The organism is Streptomyces sp. NPDC094143, from assembly GCF_040303825.1.
Classification (GTDB): domain Bacteria; phylum Actinomycetota; class Actinomycetes; order Streptomycetales; family Streptomycetaceae; genus Streptomyces.
The window spans coordinates 24256-41770 of the sequence record NZ_JBEOTZ010000037.1 but is presented as its reverse complement, the minus strand read 5'-3'; the positions used below and the strand labels follow the sequence as shown (position 1 = coordinate 41770).

Here is a 17515-nt window from a genome sequence, read left to right as displayed (position 1 = left end):
AGGGGAGGAGGTGTGGCGTCAGTGCGGCAGCGTCACGTACTCGCTCACCGTGTTGATGCTGTGGTCGATCATCTCGTCGGTCAGGCCCGGGTAGACGCCGATCCAGAACGTGCACTCGGTGGTGATGTCACTGTTCGTGAGCGGCCCGCTGACCCGGAACTCCCGTCCCTCGTACGCGGGATGACGGGTGAGGTTGCCCGCGAAGAAGCGCCGGGTGGCGACCTTGCTGGACTCCAGGTGATCGATGAGCGCACCCGGCGCGAAGGGCGCGTCGGGGCGCACGGTGATGGCGAACCCGAACCAGCTGGGGTCGCTGCCCGCGGTGGCTTCGGGCAGCAGCAGGTGCGGCAGCCCGTCCAGCCCCTCCCGCAGCCTGGCCCAGTTCCGCCTGCGCGCGGCACCGAACTCCTCGATACGACCGAGCTGCTGGAGTCCGAGGGCCGCTGCCACGTCGGTCGACTTCAGGTTGTAGCCCACGTGGGAAAAGATGTACTTGTGGTCGTAGCCCTGGGGGAGCGACCCCATCTGATGCTCGAAACGCTTGAAGCACCGGTTGTCCTCGCCCGGCTCGCACCAGCAGTCCCGCCCCCAGTCGCGCATCGACTCCACGATCCGGGCCAGCACCAGGTTGTCGGTCAGCACACAGCCGCCCTCGCCCATCGTGATGTGGTGCGCGGGGTAGAAGCTCTCCGTCGCCAGGTCGCCGAAGGTGCCGGTCAGCTGCCCGCCGTACGTGCTGCCCAGGGCGTCGCAGTTGTCCTCGATGAGGAACAGATCCCTGTCCTGCGCCAGTTGGGCGATCTCCCGCACCGGGAACGGGTTGCCCAGCGCGTGCGCCATCATGATCGCCCGGGTGCGCGGGCCGATCGCCTGCTCCACCCGCTCGAACGAGGCGTTGTACGTGCCCAGTTCCACGTCGACGAACACCGGCACCAGGCCGTTCTGCAGGATCGGGTTGACCGTCGTGGGAAAGCCGGCGGCCACCGTGATCACTTCGTCGCCGGGCCGCAGGCGGTCCTCGCCCAGCTGCGGCGACGTCAGCGAGCTGAGCGCCAGCAGGTTCGCCGAGGAACCCGAGTTGGTCAGGTGCGCCTTGCGCAGGCCGAAGTACTTCGCCAGTGACCGTTCCAGCCGACGTGTGCTGACACCTGCGGCGATCCGCATGTCGAGCGCCGCCTCGACCAGGGCCACGCGGTCGTCCTCGGTGAGCACGGCGCCGGAGGCCTGCACCGGGGTGACACCCGGCACGAACCCCGACGAGACGCTGGAGCGGTGGTATGCGCGAACCAGATCGAGGATTTCGGTCTTGTCGTACCCCATCGGCTGATGGCCTCCTGTGTGTGCCGGTGGGGACGAGACGTACGGCCGGCTCGCAGTCGAAGCGGGTCCCCACGCCCGTATCGATCGATCGGGGGACCCCAGACCAGCACGCGGGCGCACCCGTGGGCCAGCGCTGCCGGACAACTCTAGGGATCCACCAAAAGGCGGGCCCCGCGCCGGGTCTAGGGATTTCCTCGCCCCGTACCGGTCAGGCTGGAGCGTCCGGCCACCGCCCCTCCGACCGACCATCTGGAGACGCTCATGAAACGCGGCCCCGCGGAAGGTGACGCCGACCGTACCGTGCTCCTGCGCTCCGGAGCGGCCAGTGGTGAACGCGTCCGGCTGAGCGTCTACGACCTGATGACCGGCACCTTCGCCACGGCCCGCACCTTCTACTACCGGCAGCGCCTGGACGCCGCCGCCCTGCGGGAGTCGCTGCGCCGGACCCTCGTGCACTACCCCCTGCTCACCGGGCGCCTCGAACGGGACACCGACGGCGGCCTGAGCGTCGTCTGCAACGACGCCGGTGCCGTGTTCGCCGAAGGCCACCGCGACCGGCCCATGCCCGACTACGGCCCCGGCCGATCGGCCAGGACCGATCTGCGCCACTACGTCCACTCCGTCAACCCCTTCCGGGTCGTCGGTCACGACACCCCGCTGCTGACGGTCAAGGTGACGCACCTGCGTGGCGGCTCCGTCCTCGGCGTCACGATCAACCACAGTTTGGTCGACGGCGGCGGATACCTCGACTTCCTCCTGCACTGGTCGCGCACGCACCGGGGACTGGACCATCCGGCGCCGTCCCACGACCGCGCCCTCCTGGACGGCCTCGCCGCCGGCACGCCACCCGCTCCGGACGACCCGCAGTACACGGTGGTCACCGGACGGGGCAAGTTCGGCTTCCTCTGGCGGGTCAACGCGCGTGCCCGCCGCATCCAGACCCTCACCACCCGTTTCTCCTCGGCGGAGGTCCTCGCGCTGCGGGACACCGCACGCACCGGAGGCGACGGCACCCGGGCGTCCAGCGGTGACGCCCTCAGCGCCCACGTGTGGCGGGTCCTGGGCCGGCTGCGGGACCGGGACCCGGAGGCGACGGAGCGACTGGGCATCGTGGTCGGTCTGCGCACCGCGCTGGCGGACCGGCTGCCGCACGGGTACTGGGGCAACGCCGTCTCCAACACCACCGCCGCACTGCCGGCCCGTGCGCTGCGGGAGGAACCCCTGGCGCACACCGCGTCAGCGGTCCGTGAGGCCCTCGACCGTGTCACCGCGCGCCGGATCAGCGAGGAGACCGCGTTCCTGGAGGCGCAGCGGCGCGCGGGCCGGACGAACCGGGTACTCAGCCGCATGGCCCTGGACGCCTTCGAGGGCACCGTCGCCCTCAACAACGTCAGCCGGCTGCCGGTGTACGCGATCGAGTTCGGCGCCGGCCGGCCGTTCTGGTTCGAGTACCCCGCGATCCCCATCCCGTGGACCGTCCTCATCACCCCGACACCGGACGACGACCACAGCCGCGACGTGCACCTCAGCGTCCCCCGCGAGGCGGCCGAAGCTCTGCGCACCACCGAGTGGTCACGACGCCTGCACCCCGGGGAACGCTCGCGCGACCGCCCCTGAGCCGCCTGCCCGTCCGTGCACGCTTTGCGGAGCGATCGTGCACATTTCTGCAGGGGCCGCGCCGACGATGGCATGATTGGATCGTGTCCATGGTCGATCACGTCGGCGCCGTCTTCTTCTCCCTGGACTGCGTCCTGGTGCGGGGACGAACCCTCACCCATGTAGTCGAGGAGCGTCTCGGCCTGCGCGCGTCCACGACCGAGGCCGAGCCGGACGACGCGCGCCCCGACGCCGCCCGCTGGGCCGGAGTGTCCGAGGACGCGCTGCGCGCCGAACTGGAGGACCTCGCGCCGCTCCCCGGCGTCCAGGAGACCACCGACTGGTGCTGGCGCAGCGGACTGGTCCCGGTCGCCCTGTCGCTCACCTGGACGCCGATCGCCGCTCACCTGGCCGACCGGTTCGGCTTCCACTCCTACTCGGGCCGGCCCCTGGAGGTCAGTTCGGGCCACTTCACCGGCCGCGCGACCGCCCCGGTGCGGGTCATGACGCAACGCGAGTTCGCGGTCCGACGGGCCGACGAACTCGGTGTGCCTCTCACCGACTGCGCCGCCGTCGGGGCGTGCCCAGCCGACGGCCCGCTCTTCGACGTGGTGGGCATCGGCATCGCCTTCAACGCTCCGGACGACGTCCGCGCCTTGGCGACCACGGCCGTGGACGGCGACGACCTGCGTACGATCATCCCCGCACTGGAGCGGCTGGCCGCCCGGACGAGGTAGCGCACGTCCGCACGGCCGACCTCGCTCACCGCCGCCGGCGCGTCCGTGCCGGCGCTCGGGCCGGCTGGGACGTGGACCGGATCGCGGAGATGTAACTGCAGCCGGACCTTCTCGCTCACCATGGCGCCACCGGTCTTGAGGCGCTGGTCGTAGACCAGGCCCCATCCGGTGCGGTCGATGGTGGTGGTGCCGTCGAAGCCGGCTCGCTCGTACCCGAAGGGTCCATGACCGACCCGAGGTAGTCGAGTTGCAGATCGACGGGCCGGGTGACGTCGCGGATGGTCAGGTCTCCGCTCATCCGGAAGCTTTCCCCGGCCCTCGTGGGTGGTGGAGGTGCTGCGGAACACCATCTCCGGGTAGCGCCGCACGTGGCAGAAGTCGCGGCCGACGAGGTACAGGGTGCTGTTGTAGCCGGTGAAAGCCCCCCGGACCGTCGTCACCATCGCGTGCCGGACGGAGAAGCCGATGCGGCTGTGCGCGCGGTCGATGGTCCATCGCCCGGTCAGAGCCCGCAGCGCCGGGTCCAGGGCGACACCGTTGGTCGGGGCCTCCGCGGTGGGCGTGCTGGTACCGACAGCCGGCGTCGGCTCGATGACGGCTGTCTGGCGGCGGTTGAAGATACCCATGAGGTCGCAGGCCCTTTCTCTCTGATCGCCCGTGTGATCACGAGGTCGTCGGATGCCCCCCCAGCGAGATGAGTGGCCTCGTCCGGATTCCATGCCGTCAACTGCAAAGCCGCACGGGATCGACAGACATGGGCGGGCTCCCGTCGACCGGGCAGGCCGTTCTTTCCCGCGGCCGGCGCGTGGGGCGGCACCGGGCGAGCCGCGGGGGTATCGGGACCCGGAGGTGATGAGTGCCCTTCGGGGGGTACTGACGGCTGCGTACGACGCACGAGCTATCGCGGGAGGTACCCATGGGCAAGCTGGGCGACATGGCGAACAAGGCCAAGGAGATGGCGAAGGGCCACCCGGACCAGGCCGACAAGGGTGTTGCGAGCGCCGAGCGGGTGATCGACGAGCGCACGGGCGACAAGTACGACGCCCAGACCGACAAGGGCGCCGACGCGGTGCGCCGTTCCTACGGAAGCGGCGACGCGACCGAGCGCTGAGCCTCACTCCGAGCGCGGTTGGCTCCCCGGCGCAGGCGCCGGGGAGCCAACCGCTTTCACCACCACGTCCACCGTCGGAACAGGGCGAGTTCGACGCCCATGTCGTGGGGTACCCCCGCATCCCCCCGCATCCCCCCGCATCCCCCCGCATCCCCCCGCATCCTCCACTGTCGTCTGCTGGGAGAGCCATGGCGGAGAACACCCGGGACGAGACGGGCAACCGGTTCTGCAGGGCGTGCGGCACGCCGGCCGCGGACGGGAAGCTGTGCAAGCACTGCGGATCCGTTCTGCACCTCCCCGACGAAGCGGGGCTGGTCGAAGACCAGGGCGCGGCGGTGCGACGCGACTTCGAAGGACGCACCGAGCAGTCCGCCGCCAGGGGCGACCACGGATGACGGAGACGGCAGGAAACGCCGAATGTCTGATCGGTGAGCGGCGCACTTCGGGGTACACGGGCCGGCATGGCATCGAAAACTGATCGCGTCATGTCCCTGCGGGCCGTACGGCAGCTGCGCCGGATCCGCGCCTTCTACACGGCGGGCCTCCTGCTGTGGGCGGCGTCCACCGCCTGGACGGGCTTGGAAGCCCCCGGGAGCCGTCAGATGTGGGTGTCCACCCTCCTCCTGATCGTCTTCACCGGCCTCCTGCTCACGGCGTCCCTGTGGCTGCGACGCCTGGAGGCCGCGGCTTCGGCCAGGCCCGCGCACCACGCCGCCTCACGGAAGACGGCCGCACCGCGCCACGCACATGCCTGACCTACCGTCAGAGGGTGTGCCGATGGGTGCCCCAGTGCTGAAGCCTCGTCGAGACCGTCCCGCCCACCGTCGAGGCGCAGACCACGCACCCACTGGCCCCCTCTGACCTCGTTTCCTCGGTCGACGCCAGGGCATCAGCAAGGGCATGAGGCGCGATGTGGTGATCCAGGCCGCCTCTGACGTGGCAGCAGCCCGGTCCTCATCCCGATCCTGTGCCTCTTCCTGGCCATGGGACTGGTGCAAGTCATACGCCCGCAACTGCTCTGGAAGCTGAACAGAAACCTCCAGCGGGGGTGGGGCAACGATCCGGACGCGACCGAGCCCACTGCGAAGGGCTACGCCTTGCAGCGGGTGACCGGGGTGCTCTTCCTGGCGGTCGCCACGTGGATGCTGGTCCAGCAGATCTGACGGAACGAGCCAGGGGCTCCGCCGCCGACGTGAAGCGCGCTGTCGCTCACCGGATGGTCGGGGAGCGGGAGGCGGACTGGTGAGAGCTCCAGTCGGCGCCACCGCCGACCCCCAGGACACCGACGTCGGCTGCCGGCTCGGCGCGGGAGCGGGTCCTTGGCTCGCGTCGGGTGATGCGGGCGACGGCCGCCGGGAACACCGGCCGCAAGGGCTGGCACCAGCGCAGCCAGGGTGGTGCGTAGACGCGGTGTGAGCGGTGGGTGATGCCGTCGGTGAGCCAGTCGGCGACCTGGCCGGGGGAGTGGACCCGCCGCGCGAAGCGGGGCTGATGTCGTCTGAGGGCCTGGAGGACGGGGTGGTCGTCGATGTCGGCGACCACGTCGGTGCCCGTCCAGTGGAGGTAGGCGATGCCGACGTCGATCCCGTCGGGTTCGACCTCGCCGCGCAGCGCCTGGGCGAAGGACTCCGCGCCGACCTTGGACGCGCAGTAGGCGCTCATCATGGTCGCGGAGCCGAAGGCGGCCGTGGAGGCGATCTGCAGGAAGCAGCCGCGGGTGCGGGTGAGCTGCGGAAGGAAGGCTTCGGCGGTGTTGGCGGCGCCGACGAGGTTGACGTCGACGACCCGCTGCCACAGGTCGGCCGGGGTACTGGTGAAAGGCCCTGCGGCTGCGATGCCGGCGCTGGCCACCACCACACTCGCCGGGCCTAGCGCGTCCTCCACCCGTCGATCAGGGTGTGCCCGGCGTTGGCGAAAACGGGGTGGGTGGGCCTGGACGTCTGGGTGCGGGCGTGCCGCAGCCCTCGTCCGGCGGGCGCTTGGACGGCCAGGAGTCAGTGCAGGCAAAAGCCGTTGATGAGCCAGCGGCTGGCTCCAGTGGGCGGGGATTGCCTCCAGCCCGCAGTACGTCCCCGCGAGCCTTCGGTCACCGCGGCCACGGTGCCCGTGTCACTGCTGAGGTCGATTGCCGCGCGTATTGCCAGAACACCGATGCGGGCAAGGCCCTCAAGGGCTTCTACACCTAGAGGCGTGTCCTGGAAGAGGACCGATTCCTGGTCCCGGTGCTGCTTCCGTGTGCTTGATCAGTGCTTGGGTCAGCGTGCCCCGAAGGTTCTGCTCCTTATACCAGGCGGGATTTTCGGGATCGGTTGGCCAGGCCTTGTTGTAGGAGCGGCGCAGGGTGAGGACTTCGCTCGGGTGCCCAGCCAGGCGTCAGGCCGATTCTGTTTCACGGCCGCGGTGAGCGTCGGCTGAGGTATGGATCATGTCCTGCCTGGATGCCTTGCCCGGGTGTCCTCCGGGTGCCGGTGAACGGGTGTGAGGGCTCAGGCGGCCAGGGCTTCATCCAGGGTGGGGTGGCATTGGATGATGTCGTCGACGCCGACGATGTGCAGGACGTACAGGACGGAGTCGGTGGCTCCGGCCAGGCGGAGCCGGCCGCCGGCCCCGGTCACGGCCTGGTAGGCGGCGGTGAGGATGTTGATGCCGGTGGAGTCCATGAAGGTGACCCGGCGCATGTCGATCACGATGCGGGGCCGGGCGGTGTCGGTGACGTCCAGGGCGCGGCGCAGTTGGTCGCCGGTGTGGTGGTCGATCTCCCCGGTCAGGGTCAGCATGCGGATGCCGTCCGTGGCGGTGGCCACGACCGACAGCCCTCCGGCCGGTGCGGCCCGCCCGGTGCCTGTCTTTCGTCCCTCGGCCATTCGGTGATACTTGCCCATCAAGACCTTCGGCCCGAAGTGCTGCTCTGCACGTCCGGGCGGTGCTGCCGCACCGGTGGGGGTGCGGGCGCGGGGGAGTGGTGCGTGTGCCGCGCGGGTGCGGGTACGCGCGGGGGTGTGAACGGGTTAGTGAAAGCGGGCCGTGATGGAAGCAGTCCCTGTGGATGAGGACGGTGCCGCACCAGACGAGCAGACCATGCAGACCACGGTGGCTCTGGAAGGTGACGGCACGGTCATCGCCCAGGCCCGCCACCTGGCATCGCAGTTCCTCACCCGGGTCCAGAGCGAGCAGGGCCTGCCCGTCTCGCAGCGTACGATGGATCTGACCCAGCTGGTGGTCAGCGAGCTGGTCACCAACGCCCGCAAGTACGCGCCCGGCCCGGTGCTGATGGACCTGCGCATCGTCGGCGACACGGTCGAGGTGGCGGTATGGGACTCCGAACCGGTGCTGCCGGTGGCCCGGACCGCGGATGCCGGACGGATCGGACAGCACGGGCTGGAGATCGTCATGGCCGTCGCTCAGGGCTTCGAAGTCCACCGCGAGCCGGTCGGCAAGCGCATCACCGCCCGTATCGCCCTGCTGGACGACCCCGGTGGAGCCATCGCAGGACGCAGCCCTCTGTAGCGTCCGGCGGAGGCGGCCGCCTTTCCTCACCCCGGCGTCGTTCTGCCTCCCGTCACTCCTCCACCGCTGTTTCAGCCATCGCTCTGCGTGAGGGCCGTCGTCGCCTGCGGGGCCACGCTAAAGCGAAGTGGAGCATCTGAAGCCGCGACGGTTCACTCGTGCGTTCCGTTATGGGTGAGGTGTATCACTGATGATCATCACCCCTCGGGCGCTGGAACGGTCAGCCGTCTGACCTACTGATCAGCCAGAACTAGCAGGTCACCGCCGTCGGACGGTTCCGTGACGGTGTGTCCCATTTGGAGAAGGAGCCCTGGCACCGCAGCCTGCACTATCGCCTGCATGCTGTCGCAGAGACGCCAGGCTGGTCCCTCGCCAGCGAGGTGAACCCGTCCGACGCGTCCACCGCACCAACACGGCCGGCTGGCCCTTCCGTTACTGCCAGCCCAGGCCTGCCGTCGTTTCCATGGGAGGTTCGGAAAACCCCCGGCGGACACGGGCAGGGGTCAGACGGCCGGGCTCGGCGGGCTCCTCCCAGGGGCGGCGAAGGTCCGCGGCGGCCTGACGGAGGAGCCGCAGCTGGGTGTGCGCCACAATCACCAGCCATGTCCAGCGGTCGTCACTCGTCCCTTGACGAAGTATGAGGCCGTGAGCGGCGAGCTGGAAGGCAGTCGGGTCCATACGACCCCATTCTGCCCCGGGATCGCCCGTTGCAGTCGGCCTCGAACAGCACATCGAACAAGATCGTCGTGCGGGGGTTTCCCAGACCTGAGCACGGCCTTCGTCTGATCATGTGCTCCGACCAAGGACCTCGCCGGTGGACCTGACGCTGGTGGCCGAGCGCCGGCGCGGGCACGGTGCGATGTACGACGCGCTGAACCGCGGGAACGTGGACGTGCCCCGGCTGCTGCGTGAACGCTTTCCCGGGACCGTTGTCAGGCAGCAGACTCACCTTCACGGCCTTCGTCTTGATCGGGTGCAGCGTCACGCCTCCGGGATGACTTATTCGACTGTCTGACCGCGCGCGGAGACGGCCTGTTCGAGCTCGTGGACGCATTGCTCTGCGCGGACGGTCCGGTGGTCCGCTGCGCCACGCTATGCGCCTTACCGCGCGCTCAGTTGACCACCCCGCTTAGGAAATGCGGACAGCCCCAGCACTGCAAGGTCGTCAACCCGGAGGCGGTCGACCACATCAGCAGCGTTCTGTTCAATCAGATGGTGGTCAACACCAACGCACTGTCCCGCAACGCCCAGCCGTCCAGTACGGCTACAGCCCCCACACCTACTGCCAGCGTCGTGTCGAAAGGCCGACAGGCGGCGCTGTGCGGTCTCGGTAGGCATAGTGCAGTTCTTCCACCCGGTCGCGAGTCGACACGCTCGCGTCGTTGTGGGGTCGCCGACCACGGCGGGCCCACCAGTTCGCGGTGAGGCTGGCTCCCGCCGCTGCTGCGGCAGTGATGATCAAGACATCGCGGGACGAGACGGCCTGCATGACGCTCCCCGATTTCCTTCACCCGGCGTGTGCTCTGGCTAGGGAGGTGCCCCGCGCACGGTGGCTCATTCCTGTGCAACTGCTCTGAAGGCGGAGGCCCGTGTTGGCGCAATCACAGCCTCGGCCAGCGGTGAGGATTACACCCGTGTGGTCGGGTTAACGGTAGGGGGAGCAGGTGCGGTCCTGGGTGCGCCGCGGCGGCGGCCTGAGCGGCATGGTTTGTGTGTGCGCTGGTTGGGGCCGGCCAGAACACAGGTGTCGGCCCGCCCGAGCTGGAACCGGGCGGGCCGACAACATGCCCCTTCCAGGCAGGCTTCCACAGGCCCCGCCGGTCTCCGTCTTCGTCGATGCCTTCGGTGTCGATCTGCTCCTTGCGGACCTGGCCGCGTACCGTCTCCTGGTCGGTGTGCTCCTCGGTCGTCATCCGCACCCGCTCCACCTGGACCGTCTCCGTCTCGGTCACGGGGCGTTCCTCGTGCAGGGTGACCTCGTGCCCGGCCTCGGTGATGTCGGGCCCGGACAGGGCCGCATCCCGGTTGTCGTCCGTGATCGGCTCCCGTTCGACGCGGACCTCCTCGCGGCGCACCGGCACCGTCTGCTGCACGTCCTCGGTGACGACGTACTTGCGCAGCCGCGCCCGGCCCGCCTCACGGCGCTCGGTGCCCACGTGCATGCGCTCCTCCGAGCGCGTCATCGCGTTATCGCCGGGATGCGTCGGGCGTGCCCGTCCGGCCGCGCGGATCGGCGCCAGCTGCAGAGGCCCCGGGACGGCCGCAGCATCGGGTAGAGGCAGGACGACCGCCCCCGGGCGGACGGTCTCGTCACGAGACGCCCAGCACCTCCAGCATGCGCCTCCGCCCCCGCGCCCCGAGCACCGGGCCTTCGCACACAGCAAGAGGCGCACCCCGCTTCGCCTGTCAAGCCCGAGGGTGCGCCTCTCACGTCCCAACCCCGACAGGAAAGGACGCAGCCCATGATGTCCGTACCCGCCGCCTTACGATCACCGACACGCATCACCGTCACCCCCGTGGGCGCCGCCCAGGTCGCGCGTGTCGGCGCCGACCATGTCCGCTCCAGCGCGGACGTCCCGGTCACATGGCTGCCCGGACTACAAGACGAGCCGGGGAGTCCGCGTCCCGCCGGTCCGACGCCGTTCGTCCCGGAATCGGCAACAAAGGTTGCGGCTTGTGGGAAGCGAGGCGTGGGATGGGAACGTGAAGGACACGACGATGATGATCGCCGCCGCACTCGATCAGGTCGGCCCGCGGTTGAGGCGACTGCGCAGGCAGCGGGGTATGACCCTGACCGGCCTGGCGACCGCGACCGGTATCTCGAAAAGCACCCTGTCCCGACTGGAAACGGGGCAGCGGCGCCCCAGCCTTGAGCTGCTTCTGCCACTCGCGCAGGCCTACCACGTGCCGCTGGACGAACTGGTTGGAGCGCCCGAGGCAGGAGACCCCCGCGTGCGACTGAAGCCCCGGCACGTCAACGGACGGATGGTGATTCCACTGACCCGGCAGCCCGGCGGCATTCAAGCATGGAAGATCGTCATAGCCGCCTCCGAGGTCGATCCGGATCTGAAAACGCACGAGGGGTACGAGTGGCTTTACGTCCTCTCTGGTCGCATGCGACTTTTGCTGGCCGACCATGATCTCGTCCTGGGGCCCGGTGAGGCGGCGGACTTCGACACACGGCTGCCTCACTGGTTCGGCAGTACAGGCGACCGCCCTGCGGAGATACTGAGCCTTTTCGGACCTCAGGGCGAGCGCCTCCACGTCCGTGCCAAGCCCCGCCGCAAGCATGCCGACCACACAACGAGTTACTGATCGAAGGTCGGCTCGTACCTCGTAGCGGATCCGCAGGCGTATGAAATGGTCGGTGACGTGGCCTGCCCCACCAGGCCGCGGATGCGGGGGATCGCGTCCAGCAAGGGCATGAACTGGGTGACGTCGTGATGGTTCCCGCCGGTCAACGACACCGCATGAGGTGTTCCGAGCCGGTCGATGATCACATGGTGCTTGCTGTCGAGGCGGCCTCGGTCGACCGGCGAGGGTCCGGTGTGAGCCCTCCTTTCAGGGTCCGGACGTGCGAGCCATCGACCACGGCGTCCTGATGTCCCTCAGCCCCGTCCCGCGAAGTTCCGCGAGGAGCCTTCTCGTGCAGGCGGGGCCAGAGGCCGGCCTCGGGACGGTCCCGCAGGCGCCACCAGCACGTCACCCCGGCGTAGCCGATCGTCCCCGGTCGGCACAGCGGCCCAGGTCACACCCTTGCGTAGGCCGCAGACAATCCAGCGCGCACAAGATCATGAAATGATCAGTCGCTGATCCAGAAGCGGGTTGCTCATGCGACTGTCGGCCTGGTGGCTCGTTGACAGGGGCATGGGAAAGCATCGCTGCTCCCGTGGGCCGTGTCGGACAAACTGAGGTTGTGGAACGAGTCGTTGCTGCCCGGACCGGCGCCGAAGCAGATCGAGGCACGACTGCGGGTACCCGACCGGCAGGCCTTGTGCAGCACCCTGTTCGTGCTGCACACGGGCATCTAGTGGGATACCTGCCCCAGGAACTCGAGTTGCCTGGTCGCGCGCGGTGATCGACTCCTCGCCCGTCAGAGCAGCCCGGCTCGGCCCGAAAGCGGGCCCAGCCCCGTCGACCGCGCACGCCCGGGCAGTAAGCACCACGTCATCGCCGACGACCAGGCCGGGGTGGTCGGTCGGCCTTGGCACCGCCCGGACATGCTTTTCGCGGACTGCGGCTACGACCACGACAAGTACCGCCGACTCCTTCGCGCACGAGGCATCCGCCCGGTGATCGCCCAGCGCGGCCAGCGCCAAGCATCGGCCTGAGCACCTTCCGCTGGGTTGTCGAGCGGAGGATCTTCCTGGCTACATGGCCTCCGTCGCCTGCGCATCCGCTGGGACGATGCCACGACATTCATCGCAGTGCTCGTACCGGCCGTTCCTGCCGCTGTGACCATGCTGGCCCTCGGCCGGACCACCGACCGGACGGTGATCCTCGTACTGGCTCTGCTCCTGGGAGTGTTCCTGGGCATCGTGCGGTCGGCGTTCAACGCCGCGATCATCGACGTGGTCCCCGGCGGCGACAGGATCCGGGCCCTGAACTTGAGCTACTGGGCGTACAACCTCGGTTCGGCAGCCGCCGCCCCGTTCGCCGGACTACTGACAAGGACCGAGCCCATGCTGCTGTTCGCCGCTAATGCCGGCGCACTGTTGTGCTCGGCACTGCTGTTGGCATTGCAGGTGCCTGAGTCAAGGCCGGTGGGGACTGCCGTCGGGCTCGAAGCGGTCAGCAGGGCCGGGATCGGTGTCGTCTTCCGGGACTGGACTTTGATGTGCTTCGTCGTGTTGACCACCCTCGGTTGGGCGATGGTGGAGACCAACAAGATGCTGCCTGCCTCCATGGTCTCGGCGGGCTTGAACGTCACCTCGTACGGGCAGGTCATCGCGGTGAACATGGTTCTGATCGTCGCCGGTCAGCTTTTCCTTCCCCGACTGGTGGCCCGGTTCCGCCGTGAGCATGTGCTGGCCGCCTCGGCCGCGCTCGTCGGAGAGGGCTTCGGGCTGGCCGTTGCCGCCGACTCGCTGCGGACGCACGCAGGCACCGTCGCGGTGTGGACTCTGGGCGAGATGCTGATGACGCCGACGAACTCCGCCCTGACCGTGAAGCTGTCACCACCAGGCGCCCGGGGCCGCTACCAAGGTGTGTTCGGACTCGGCGTGACGGGGCGATGTTCCTCGGCCCGACACTCGGCGGCACGGTCGTCGGGCACCTGGGCACGGACGCACTGTGGAGCGGGGTGTTCTGCCTCGGTATCGTCCTAGCGATAGGGCACCTGGCGGCTGGTCCCGCTCGGACCCGGGGCGTCACCCGGCTGCGGGACGGAGCGGCAGCGGCCTCCCGATCGGTTTCCGAATGACTTGCCCCCGGTCCTCGCCTGGTTGTACCGGGTGCCCTTCTACGAGACGGCCGGAGTGGCGTGGGACAGCGCGGTGGCACCCGTCGGACGTCCTCACCGACCGTGCTGGAACGGTACAACGCGACTAACGAGCGCGTGCACAGGCCGGACAACAGCAGTTGCAGTACGAGCTATCGGCGCCGCCCGGGCAGGTCAGCACGCTCCACGGCATGGCGATGGCCATGCCCGGTCAGGCGCGAGTGCTGCCGTGCCGTCGTCCCGCACCAGCGGTGTTTTCCCGGGAACAGCAACGGAATTTCTGCTGCGGCCCCAGGCGCCCCACCCTGGCCGCATGACGGATGAATACGACATCGCGATAGTGGGCGGCGGTCCTGCCGGGCTGAGTGCCGCTCTGGTGCTGGCACGGGCCGGACGGCGGGTAGCCGTCGTCGACGCCGGGGCCCCGCGCAACGCGCCAGCCAGCCACGTGCACGGGTATCTGACCCAGGACGGGACACCGCCGAAGGAACTGCTCGCCGCCGGCAGGGCCGAGGTGACCGCATACGGCGCTCGCCTCATTGACGGCACGGTGGTCGGGGCCGAGCCCGGCTTCCGTGTGCACTTGGCCGACGGCGGACAACTGACCGCACGGCGCATCCTGGTGACCACCGGTCTGCGCGACGAACTGCCCGACGTTGAGGGTGTGGCCGGGCGGTTCGGACGCGACGTCCTGCACTGCCCCTACTGCCACGGTTACGAGGTCCGTGACCGTCCGCTCGGGGTGCTGGGCGGTACGCCGGGCACCGTCCGGCATGCGTTGCTGGTGCGGCAGTGGTCGCGGGACGTCACCTACTTCGCCCACACAGGGCAGCTCACTCCCGACGAGCGTGAACAGCTGACCGCGCGTGGTGTTCGCGTCGTCGAGGGCACCGTGGCGCGGCTCGCGACGGACGGAGACGGTACCCGGCCGCACATCGACCGGCTGCACGGCGTCGAATTGGCCGACGGAACCGTCGTGCCGTGTGCGGCGGTGTTCGTCCTTCCTCGCTTCCTGCCCAACTCCGGGCTGCTCACCGATCTGGGATGTGCCACGGACGAGGACGGATGGGTGATCGCCGATCGGGCGGGCCGCACCAGCGTGCCCGGCGTCCTGGCCGCGGGGAACGCAGTCGACCCGCGCGCACAGGTCGTCACCGCGGCCGGCGCGGGATCGGCCGCAGCGATCGCGCTCAACGCCGACCTGGTCGAGGAGGACGTCCGGCGAGCCATCGCCGATCGCCGCGCCTGCTCCGACGCGTTCTCCCCCGCGATGGAACGTCGTGTCGCCGAGGCTGTCCTCGACGACCGTCGGCACGGCCTGGAAGACAGCGGTACACGGCGCTCATAAGGGGAGCGCCGCCCCGCTCGACTGCTGTGTCATCGGTTCCGAATCCCGCACGTACAACTGACCGCTACAACGGGGAGGTACATCCCACCATGAACGAACGCTCCACCACTCACCCATCCCTGCGCGTCGGGCCGCCACCCAGGCACCACATGGCACTCATGATCTGGGTGGCCGTCTTCCCCACGCTCACCGTCCTGCAACTGCTGCTCCGGGGCCTCGGCCTGCTGGAAGACGCTCCCGTCGTCCTGCGCACCCTGATCCTGGTTACCGTCGCAGTGCCCATCGTCGTCTACGGCGTTCTGCCACCGCTGCAACGTCTGCGCACCCGCCTGATTCACCGCCGGGCGCGGGCATGACGCTGTCGGACCGGGAGTGACGCTCCTGACGACCGGTGAGGATGCCGGGTGCGCGATGACCACGCGAGCAGGTATGGCAATCGCGCCCGGCGGAAACCCACCTGGTGACTGTCCGCCGGTTCGCGGAGGACCCTGAGCCACTCGCGGCCAGGCGTCCACACCGCGACGGTGATAGGCCGGGAAGAGTGCCCGCAGCGGACCCGTCGGCCAACGGGTCCGCTGGCAGACCGGTGTGGGCGCTGGCCCTGCGCTTGCCGCTAGCCTCGTCCACCCCGGGACGAACCCGTTGGCGTCGGCCTGTGCACGCCGACGGGCCGTATCCAGGGCAGCCATCGGGCCAGGACCGCTCCCTCGCTCGCCCGGACCTGCATCGGACCCGGCGGACGACGCGCTCCTGGCTTCTTCGAACACCGCGCAGGACGCCGGCGGACGTACGGCTCCTCCCGCCTTCCCATAGGACAGGGAACCGGGGGAGCGGCGTGGCTCTGCGGCTCGTCCGCCGGCGGCGCCGGACTCAGATGCGGCAGGAGCGGAGTCAAACTCTCCGCACGGCAGGCCGTCTGACCATGCTTAGCTGCGACAACGCACCCCCGGTCACCGTCAGCCTCGACCCCGGCGACGACCTGGTCCACACCCGCGCCGCCCTGGCCGCACACTCCCCAGACGCCGGAAGATGCACCGTCCCACCACGCCCGGCACCGACTCCGTACTCACCCCGGCGCATGACATCCTCGCCGCCCTGGACAAGCCTGTTCCCGTACCCGGCTACCGCCGGCTCGAAAGGCTCCCGTGTGCACCCTCGCGGCAGCGTGGATCCTTCGCCACCCGCACCGGCTACCTGACGCTCCTGCGGGCTCACCTCCTGAGACCCCACTTGCTGGGTGCCCTTCTGCAATTACGTCACCGCACCGGTTGCCGGGGAGGCGGTTTCGAGGTCGAAGTCGGATGGCCTGCCGCCCTGGCTGCCTCGTCGCAGCCGGTGACCACGCTGATCCGCCGGGACCGGGATCACCGTCCGGATGCCGCGCTTGCGCAGGTGGGCGCGGATTGCGCGGGACGAACAGGCCTTGTCCGCCTGGACCTGGTCCGGTCCGGTGCGGGGCCGTCCTCTTCGCCGGGGAACGCGCAGGCGTGCCATGACATCGGGTGAAGCTCGGTGCATCGCCGGCCTGTCTTGCGGTGAGAACGAATGCGAGGAGTCGGCAGTTGCCGTCGGCCGCGAGGTGGAACATCGTGGTCAGTCCGCCGCGGGACCATCCGATGGCGTGGTCGCCCGGGTCTCCGGCTGGTGCCCCCTTCTTGCGGGACCCGGCCCGCGTGCTGTTGAGCTCGCACGACCGAGGAGTCCACGGACACAACCCACGGCAGGCCCTCATCGGCGTCGGCCTGGGCCATCAGCGCGGTGAACACCCGCTCCCAGGTGCCATCGACGGCCCACATCCGCAGACGGTTGCAGACGGCCCGCCAGTTGCCGTACTTCTGACGCAGATGGACCCACTGCGTTCCGGTCTGGAACTGGAAGGCTATCGCGTCGATCACCTCACGGTGATCCCGCCGACGGCCACCCCGCTTCGGCGTCCGGACCTGGAGTAACGGCTCGATCCGCGCCCACTGCGCATCTGTCAACGGCACACCCGGACCAACGACCGACTGATCCAAACGAAACCGGCCTAGTACTCCAGTGAGAAATCGGAAGAGCTGCCCCGACCGTGACCGATCTGGGGCCGGATCGGGTCGTTCTATGCCTGGCAGGTGTGGAATGCGTTGCAGGCAGGATTGCCCGCCTGCGGTCTGCGCCGGCGCCGGAACGCCTGCCTTGGTGTGGACGGGCGGCCCTATGTGGTTGTTCAGGTGGCGGTCAGCAGATGCAGCAGGTGAGTGCAGGCGCCTGCTTCGCTGGTGTGTTCGGTGACGGCCTGCCAGGTGCCGCGTTCATAGGCGCCGGTTTCCCACATGCCGGGGTGGGCGGGGGAGGAGCGCAGGTAGAGGAAGTCGGTGGGCAGGGGAGTGGGCTCGTGGACGCCTTCGATGTAGTAGTAGCCGTCCTGCACTCCTTTGGAGCGCAGGACGGTGTGCAGGGTGCGGCGGTCCACGAGGCTG

17 protein-coding genes and 5 pseudogenes are annotated in these 17515 nt (G+C 69.4%); 13 read left to right on the top strand and 9 right to left on the bottom strand.

Annotated elements, in window-relative coordinates; genetic code table 11:
• Positions 1-18 precede the first annotated feature (18 nt).
• Positions 19-1320 (bottom strand): lipopolysaccharide biosynthesis protein RfbH, encoded by a 1302-nt coding sequence (rfbH, locus tag ABTZ58_RS33330; protein WP_351364984.1) that lies wholly within the window; start codon positions 1318-1320, stop codon positions 19-21.
• Positions 1321-1581: 261 nt separating this feature from the next.
• Between rfbH and ABTZ58_RS33325 the strand changes: the two genes are divergently transcribed.
• On the top strand, positions 1582-2937 hold the full coding sequence (locus ABTZ58_RS33325) for an acyltransferase (RefSeq protein WP_351364981.1): 1356 nt from the start codon (positions 1582-1584) through the stop codon (positions 2935-2937).
• A gap of 83 nt (positions 2938-3020) precedes the next feature.
• Entirely contained in the window at positions 3021-3653 is a 633-nt protein-coding gene (locus ABTZ58_RS33320; RefSeq protein WP_351365056.1) for an HAD family hydrolase, read from the top strand.
• A 146-nt stretch (positions 3654-3799) separates the two neighbouring features.
• Here the strand turns inward: ABTZ58_RS33320 and ABTZ58_RS40325 are convergent.
• Positions 3800-4279 (bottom strand): annotated as a pseudogene (locus ABTZ58_RS40325) (YceI family protein); the annotation flags it as partial.
• Between the two features lie 290 nt (positions 4280-4569).
• Between ABTZ58_RS40325 and ABTZ58_RS33310 the strand changes: the two are divergent.
• From ABTZ58_RS33310 to ABTZ58_RS33295, 4 genes are all read left to right on the top strand, one after another.
• Positions 4570-4764 (top strand): antitoxin, encoded by a 195-nt coding sequence (locus ABTZ58_RS33310; RefSeq protein ID WP_351364978.1) that lies wholly within the window; start codon positions 4570-4572, stop codon positions 4762-4764.
• 188 nt (positions 4765-4952) lie between these two features.
• Positions 4953-5159, top strand: coding sequence for a hypothetical protein (locus ABTZ58_RS33305; RefSeq protein WP_351364975.1), 207 nt, complete (start codon positions 4953-4955; stop codon positions 5157-5159).
• Between the two features lie 66 nt (positions 5160-5225).
• A complete protein-coding gene (locus tag ABTZ58_RS33300; protein WP_351364972.1) occupies positions 5226-5519 on the top strand; it encodes a hypothetical protein in 294 nt (97 codons plus the stop codon).
• 201 nt (positions 5520-5720) lie between these two features.
• Complete coding sequence (locus ABTZ58_RS33295) at positions 5721-5927, top strand: DUF6199 family natural product biosynthesis protein (protein ID WP_351365044.1); 207 nt, start codon at positions 5721-5723, stop codon at positions 5925-5927.
• Between the two features lie 46 nt (positions 5928-5973).
• On the opposite strand, the pseudogene ABTZ58_RS33290 reads toward ABTZ58_RS33295, so the two are convergent.
• Together ABTZ58_RS33290 and ABTZ58_RS33285 are read right to left on the bottom strand one after the other, a co-directional pair.
• Positions 5974-6660, bottom strand: a pseudogene (locus ABTZ58_RS33290) (SDR family NAD(P)-dependent oxidoreductase); the annotation flags it as partial.
• 590 nt (positions 6661-7250) lie between these two features.
• Complete coding sequence (locus ABTZ58_RS33285; protein ID WP_351364969.1) at positions 7251-7628, bottom strand: STAS domain-containing protein; 378 nt, start codon at positions 7626-7628, stop codon at positions 7251-7253.
• A 163-nt stretch (positions 7629-7791) separates the two neighbouring features.
• On the opposite strand from ABTZ58_RS33285, the gene ABTZ58_RS33280 reads away from it, so the two are divergent.
• The gene (locus ABTZ58_RS33280; RefSeq protein WP_351364966.1) at positions 7792-8271 is read left to right on the top strand and encodes an ATP-binding protein; all 480 of its coding nucleotides are present in this window, start codon (positions 7792-7794) and stop codon (positions 8269-8271) included.
• A gap of 814 nt (positions 8272-9085) precedes the next feature.
• A complete protein-coding gene (locus tag ABTZ58_RS33275; protein WP_351365053.1) occupies positions 9086-9286 on the top strand; it encodes a hypothetical protein in 201 nt (66 codons plus the stop codon).
• Between the two features lie 586 nt (positions 9287-9872).
• On the opposite strand, the gene ABTZ58_RS40320 is transcribed toward ABTZ58_RS33275, so the two are convergent.
• Positions 9873-10454, bottom strand: a complete 582-nt coding sequence (locus ABTZ58_RS40320; RefSeq protein WP_502996170.1) for a YsnF/AvaK domain-containing protein — start codon at positions 10452-10454, stop codon at positions 9873-9875.
• A gap of 535 nt (positions 10455-10989) precedes the next feature.
• On the opposite strand from ABTZ58_RS40320, the gene ABTZ58_RS33265 reads away from it, so the two are divergent.
• The gene (locus ABTZ58_RS33265; RefSeq protein WP_351365041.1) at positions 10990-11586 is read left to right on the top strand and encodes a helix-turn-helix domain-containing protein; all 597 of its coding nucleotides are present in this window, start codon (positions 10990-10992) and stop codon (positions 11584-11586) included.
• Here ABTZ58_RS33265 and ABTZ58_RS40315 read toward each other — a convergent pair.
• A pseudogene (locus tag ABTZ58_RS40315) lies at positions 11580-11786 on the bottom strand (transposase); the annotation flags it as partial. The gene ABTZ58_RS33265 and the pseudogene ABTZ58_RS40315 sit on opposite strands and share 7 nt — an antisense overlap.
• Before the next feature lie 381 nt (positions 11787-12167).
• On the opposite strand from ABTZ58_RS40315, the gene ABTZ58_RS33255 reads away from it, so the two are divergent.
• The 4 genes from ABTZ58_RS33255 to ABTZ58_RS33240 all read left to right on the top strand — a co-directional run bounded on the left by ABTZ58_RS33255 (position 12168) and on the right by ABTZ58_RS33240 (position 15415).
• Entirely contained in the window at positions 12168-12302 is a 135-nt protein-coding gene (locus tag ABTZ58_RS33255; RefSeq protein WP_351364963.1) for a hypothetical protein, read from the top strand.
• Between the two features lie 315 nt (positions 12303-12617).
• Positions 12618-13598: an MFS transporter gene (locus ABTZ58_RS33250; RefSeq protein WP_351364960.1), complete on the top strand. Its 981-nt coding sequence runs from the start codon at positions 12618-12620 to the stop codon at positions 13596-13598.
• Between the two features lie 426 nt (positions 13599-14024).
• On the top strand, positions 14025-15059 hold the full coding sequence (locus ABTZ58_RS33245; protein WP_351364957.1) for an NAD(P)/FAD-dependent oxidoreductase: 1035 nt from the start codon (positions 14025-14027) through the stop codon (positions 15057-15059).
• Positions 15060-15148: 89 nt separating this feature from the next.
• On the top strand, positions 15149-15415 hold the full coding sequence (locus ABTZ58_RS33240; RefSeq protein ID WP_502996169.1) for a putative antibiotic biosynthesis monooxygenase: 267 nt from the start codon (positions 15149-15151) through the stop codon (positions 15413-15415).
• Positions 15416-16343: 928 nt separating this feature from the next.
• Here the strand turns inward: ABTZ58_RS33240 and ABTZ58_RS33235 are convergent.
• From ABTZ58_RS33235 to ABTZ58_RS33230, 3 genes and pseudogenes are all read right to left on the bottom strand, one after another.
• A pseudogene (locus ABTZ58_RS33235) lies at positions 16344-16864 on the bottom strand (transposase); the annotation flags it as partial.
• Between the two features lie 15 nt (positions 16865-16879).
• Positions 16880-17047, bottom strand: a pseudogene (locus ABTZ58_RS40310) (transposase); the annotation flags it as partial.
• 215 nt (positions 17048-17262) lie between these two features.
• The gene (locus ABTZ58_RS33230; protein ID WP_351364951.1) at positions 17263-17508 is read right to left on the bottom strand and encodes a hypothetical protein; all 246 of its coding nucleotides are present in this window, start codon (positions 17506-17508) and stop codon (positions 17263-17265) included.
• Between the last annotated feature and the right edge of the window lie 7 nt (positions 17509-17515).